Genomic DNA, 4,206 nt, shown 5'->3' with positions numbered 1-4,206 from the left:
CCCTGCTCTCGAGCCTCCTGGGCATCTTTTTTCTTCTCACCGGCAGCCGCCACAGCGAGCCGGGGCGCCGTGAGGCGATCACCGGCGTCCTGCTGCTGTGGCTTATCTTTCCCCTCCTGGGCGCGTTGCCTTTTGCCATCTCCGGGGGCTTTGACTTTCTCGACGCCTTTTTCGAGTCGATGAGCGGCTTTACCACCACCGGCGCCACCATGCTGAGGGAATTCGAGGGCTTCCCGCTGAGCCTCTTCATGTGGCGTGCGCTCAGCCAGTGGCTGGGCGGCGTGGGCATCATCGTGTTCTTTATCGCGGTCTTGCCGCAGCTAGCCCTGGCGGGACGGCAGATGTTCTTCGCCGAGGTGCCGGGGCCGACCGAGGAGAAGCTGACGCCCAGGCTGCGCAACACCGCCACCGCCGTCACCGTCGTCTACCTGCTGATCACGGTGGCGGCCATCCTGTCCTACTGGGCGGCGGGCATGCCCTTCTACGACGCCGTCGCCAACGGCTTGACCACCCCCGCCTCGGGCGGCTTCAGCCCCAACGGCCTGTCGTTCGCGGGCTACGACAGCGCGCTCCTGGACTGGCTCGCCGTCCTCTTCATGACCCTGGCGGGCGCCAACTTCGCCCTGCAATACCGGGTGCTGTTGGGCCGCCCTGGGGACCTCTTGCAGGACAGGGAGTTCCAGGCCTATCTGGCCATCGTCCTGGTCGCGGCCGGACTGCTCACCTATACCCTGCGCGACAGCTACGCCCCTTTCGACGCCTTGCGCCACGGCTTCTTTCAGTCGCTGACGATGATAACGACCACCGGCTACGCCTCGGCGGACTTCGCGCTCTGGCCGGAGGACGCCCAGGCCGTCCTGGTCTTCCTGATGTTCGTGGGTGGCAGCGCGGGCAGCGCGGCCGGGGGCATCAAGGTGGCGCGCTGGCTCATCATCGGCGAAAACTCGGCTCGAGAGCTGAGGCGCGCCCTCCACCCCCGGCTGGTCGCGCCGGTGCGGGTCGGCAACCGCACCGTCTCCGAGGAGGTTTTGAGGGCGGTGTCGGCCTTTGTGACGCTGTTCGCCATCCTGACCGCCCTCACCACCGTCACCCTGGCGCTTTTGGGCGCCGACCTGACCACGGCCTTTACGGCCGCCATCGCCTGCGTCGGCAATATCGGCCCGGGCTTGGCGGCGGTGGGGCCGATGCAACACTTCGCCGACCTGCACCCGGTCAGCAAGGCGGTGCTGATCTTCGGCATGTACGCGGGCAGGCTCGAGATCATCACCGTCTTCATCGTCCTGAACGCCGACTTCTGGCAGTTGCCGCGGCTCAACTGGTTCCGGAGGGGATCGCCCTTTCATGACTAGGCGGCGCGCATGAGCTCGTTTCCCCCCACAACCCGACACCCCACCCCATCGCCGCCCCCTTGTCCCGTCCGCTATACCCAGTGCTGTACGACCTGCTCGAGCAGTCGATAAGGATCAGTCGATAGAGTCAGTCGATATCGAAGGTGGCGCGGCTCCCCCTGGGCAGTCGCCAGAAGCGCCGGTTCAAGACCACGAAGAGGGTGACGACCTCGAGCCGGCCCGCGTACATAGCGAAGGTGAGGACGAGGCGGCTGGTCGCGTGCAGGTCGTCGAAGTGCTGCATCGGCCCCACCCCGGCCAGGCCCGGCCCGACGTTGCCGACGCAGGCGATGGCCGCGCTGATGGCGGTCAAGAAGTCCGCCTCGAGCCAGATGAGGACCAAGGTGATCAGCGTAAAGAGGCCCAAGAACAGCGTCAGAAAGGCGACCACGGCCCTCAACACCTCCTCGGGGATGGTGCGCTCGCCGACGCGCACCGGCATCACCGCGCGGGGGTGGAGGGCGCGGTTGACTTCGCGGGCGGTGTTCTTGGCGATGATCAGCCAGCGCATCACCTTGACCCCACCCGCCGCGCTGCCGGCGCTGCCGCCCACGAACATCAAGACCAGGAGGACCGCCTGGGCCTGGGCGGGCCACGCGCCGAAGTCCGCCGAGGCGTAGCCGGTGGTGGTCATGATGCTGACGGCTTGGAACATGGCGTGGCGCAAGGCCTCACCGGGCTCATAGAGCCCTTGCAGGACGTAGAAGAGCAGGGCCGAGGCGCCGAGCAGGATGAGGCCGTAGGCGCGAAACTCGGGGTCGCGCCAGAGCGTCCGGGGCCGGCCCATCAAGGCCTGATACTGCAAGGTAAAGGAGATGCCGGCGACGGTCATGAAGAGGACCGCGATCCAGTCGATGGCGGCGGAGTGGTAGGCGGCGAAGCTGTCGCCCCTCGGGCTGAAGCCGCCCGCCGCGAGCGTGGTCAAGGCGTGGGCCACCGCGTCGAAGGGCACCATGCCGGCGGCAATGTAGGCCAAGGCCGCCAGGACGGTCATGACCAGGTAGACCGCCAGGACGGCGGCGGCGGTGTTGCGCAGCCGCGGCGTCAGCTTCTCCTCGGTGGGACCGGGCATCTCGGCGAAGAAGAGCTGCCGCCCGGCGATGGCCAGCTTGGGAAAGACCGCTACGAAGAGCACGATGATGCCGACACCGCCCAGCCACTGGCTGAGGGCGCGGTACATGAAGAGGCTGAGCGGAAAGGTCTCGAAGTCGCGCAGGACGGTCGCGCCCGTGGCGGTAAAGCCGCTCATCGACTCAAAGGCGGCGCTGACCGGGGTGAGGCCGCCCGAGACCGCGTAAGGAATCGCCCCGACGAGCGGCACCACCAGCCACAGCAGGAGGACGCCGATGATCGCCTCGCGCCGCGCCGGGTCGGCCTGGAGGCTGCCGGCCCAGAGGAGAAGGGCGCCCAGTGCGACCGATAGGCCACCGGCCAGCCCGAAACCTCCCGCCGCCTCGCCGAGGACGGTGGCGTAGAAACCGAAGACCGCGCAGATGAGCGCCAGGCCCATAAGGCCCGCGCCGACGACGAAGGACGCAAAGCGGCCGCGCACCCGCCTAGCTTAAGGCTTTGGGGCAAGCATGGCTAGCGCGCCAGCCAGCCGTGCACCCGCTCGACGGCCTCGAGCGCGGCCACCATGAAGAGGTGATCGCCGTGCTGCACCATCGTCTCGCCGCTGGGGATGATGACCTTGTCCTTGCGCACGATGGCGCCGATCAGGCTCCGCGGCGGCGTGCCCAGGTCTTTTACCATTCCCACGGGCTTTTCATAGGGATAGGTCACCTCGATCACCTCGGCGCGGTCCTCGATGCTGGCCAAGTGATCGAGCTGGTCGAGCTTGAGCCAGTTGAGGACCTCCTGGACGGCAGCGGTGCGCGGCGTCAAGGAGGTGTCGATGCCGACGCGCTCGAAGAGGCGCTGGTTGCGGCTGCGGCCCACCCGGGTGACGACCTTGGGGATGCCGAGTTGTTTGGCCAGGAGCGAGATGAGCAGGTTCTTGCTGTCGTCGTCGGTCACCGCCACGAGCACGTGGGCGTCCTCGATGCGCTCACTCTCCAAAAGCTCCAGGTCGGTGCCGTCGCCCTTTAGCACCATCACCCTGGGCAGGTAGGTGGCCAACTTCTCGCAGCGCGCCTCGTTCTCCTCGATGATGGTCACGTGCATGCGCCCCTGCTGCAGGCGCTCCGCGGTCATGAAGCCGACGTTGCCGCCACCCACGATGACCACGTTTTGGATGTGCTTTCTGGGCGTGAAGCGCGCTTCCAGAGCCTGCATGCTCTGGCTCGAGCCCATGAAGATCACCTTGTCGCCGGGATAGAGGACGGTCTGGCCGCCGGGAATGGCGAAGAGCCCCTGGTGGATGACCCCGACCGCTAAGACGCCCACCGGCAGGCTCAGGTCGAACAGGGTCTCGCCCATGAAGGGATCGCCGGCTTCGAGACGGTACTCGAGCATCTTGACCCGGCCGCCCGCGAAGAAGGCGCTGTCGAGCGCTCTCGGCACCCGCACGATGTCGGCGATCTGGTGGGCCAGGGTGCGCTGCGGCCACAACACCCGGTTGATCACCAGGCCCACGCTCTCCATCGCGCCCTTGTCGGCAAAGGCGTCCAGGTAGCGCTGCCGGGTCACGAAGGCCATCGTCTCCTTGGCGCCCAGGCCCTTGGCGGCCAAGCAGGCTAAGACGTTCACGTCGTCGTTGGTGGTGCAGGCGATAAAGGCGCCGGCCCGCTGCGCGCCAGCCTTGCGCAACTCCTCGGGGTCCGAGCCGCTGCCGACGACGAAGCGGACGTCTAAGTGGTCGAAGCTGTCGGCACGGCTC

At 67.4% G+C, this 4,206-nt stretch carries 3 protein-coding genes; 1 reads left to right on the top strand and 2 read right to left on the bottom strand.

Annotated elements, in window-relative coordinates; all coding sequences use genetic code 11:
- The coding region (locus M3498_14965; GenBank protein MDQ3460580.1) for a TrkH family potassium uptake protein at positions 1-1,349 on the top strand (1,349 nt) is incomplete at its 5' end.
- Positions 1,350-1,476: 127 nt separating this feature from the next.
- Here M3498_14965 and M3498_14960 read toward each other — a convergent pair.
- Together M3498_14960 and trkA are read right to left on the bottom strand one after the other, a co-directional pair.
- The gene (locus M3498_14960; protein ID MDQ3460579.1) at positions 1,477-2,940 is read right to left on the bottom strand and encodes a TrkH family potassium uptake protein; all 1,464 of its coding nucleotides are present in this window, start codon (positions 2,938-2,940) and stop codon (positions 1,477-1,479) included.
- 32 nt (positions 2,941-2,972) lie between these two features.
- Positions 2,973-4,206 (bottom strand): Trk system potassium transporter TrkA (gene trkA / locus M3498_14955; GenBank protein MDQ3460578.1); only part of this gene is annotated, 1,234 nt, incomplete at its 5' end.

This window comes from Deinococcota bacterium, assembly GCA_030858465.1.
Lineage (GTDB): Bacteria > Deinococcota > Deinococci > Deinococcales > Trueperaceae > JALZLY01.
This window is presented reverse-complemented; position numbering and strand designations above follow the sequence as displayed.